The 1,205-nt window shown below is 71.4% G+C and carries 2 protein-coding genes; one reads left to right on the plus strand and one right to left on the minus strand.

The features are described from left to right. Positions 1-254 precede the first annotated feature (254 nt). On the plus strand, positions 255-689 hold the full coding sequence (locus tag ACFVHB_RS40135; RefSeq protein ID WP_380332933.1) for a hypothetical protein: 435 nt from the start codon (positions 255-257) through the stop codon (positions 687-689). A 90-nt stretch (positions 690-779) separates the two neighbouring features. Here ACFVHB_RS40135 and ACFVHB_RS40140 read toward each other — a convergent pair. Beyond that, a partial coding sequence (locus tag ACFVHB_RS40140; RefSeq protein ID WP_380332935.1) for an electron transfer flavoprotein subunit alpha/FixB family protein occupies positions 780-1,205 on the minus strand: 426 nt, incomplete at its 5' end.

Below are 1,205 nucleotides of genomic sequence, written 5' to 3' on the forward strand. Positions count from 1 at the left end.
CCGCCGCGAACGGAGCGATCTTCGCCTCGGCCAGCGAACGCACCGCCTCACGGAGCATCTCGTGCTCCTCGGAGATCCGGAAGAGATCGAAGTCCTGGCTCATGATCGGCACTCCTGTTTCAGACGGTACTCAGTACCCTTCATTATGCATGCGTGCGGCAAAAAGGGAACTCAGTGCCTTCACAGCGCGGCACTGAGTTCCCTATCCTTTTGGCCAGTCCGAGAGCCAGGTCCGAGCGCAGGGAGATGACACCGTGGTCCACTCAGCCATCGACGCCGAAACCGAGAGCACCCCGCTGTACTTCCAGCGCTGTACGTGGTGCAACAACCCGACCTTCCAGCGGCTGCTCTGCCCGACCTGCGGCTCCACCGACCTGCGGCTGGAGGCCAGTGAGGGCACCGGGGTGGTGCGCCGCTGCGCCGTCGAGCAGGCCCGGACGCCGCTGGCCCGGCAGAAGTCGCTGATCCGGATGACCGAGGGCTTCGACGTCTGGTGCATCGTCAACGGCCTGCGCAGCACCGTCCCGGTGGGCACCCGGGTCCGGCTGACGCCGACCGCCGGCTCCGACCAGCCCGAGCTGACGCTGCTCCCCCAGGAGGAGGCCGAGCGGGTCCAGCCGGCCGAGCCGCGCCCGCTGCCGCCGAACCAGGGCGGCTTCACCCAGCACCTGGCGGCCTTCGCGGAGTAGCGGCGGCGGCACGCGGTACGCCGGAGGGCGTGGCACCGGGTACTCGGTGCCACGCCCTCCGGCGCATCGGCCGCCAGGCCGCGCGGTGGATCAGCCCTTGCGGGCCTTCACCTCGGCGGTGAGCTGCGGCAGCACGGCGAACAGGTCGCCGACCACGCCGTAGTCGGCCAGCTCGAAGATCGGGGCCTCCGGGTCCTTGTTGACGGCCACGATGGTCTTCGAGGTCTGCATGCCGGCCCGGTGCTGGATCGCGCCGGAGATGCCGTTGGCCACGTACAGCTGGGGCGAGACCTGCTTGCCGGTCTGGCCGACCTGGTTGGTGTGCGGGTACCAGCCGGCGTCGACGGCGGCGCGCGAGGCGCCGACGGCCGCGCCGAGCGCGTCGGCCAGCTCCTCGACCACGCCGAAGCCGGCCGCCTCGCCGACGCCGCGGCCGCCGGAGACCACGATGGCGGCCTCGGTCAGCTCGGGGCGGCCGGTGGAGACGCGCGGGGTGCGCGAGACGACCTTGGCGGC

Origin of the sequence: Kitasatospora sp. NPDC127111 (genome assembly GCF_042677465.1) — a bacterium.
In the GTDB taxonomy this organism is placed as follows: domain Bacteria; phylum Actinomycetota; class Actinomycetes; order Streptomycetales; family Streptomycetaceae; genus Kitasatospora.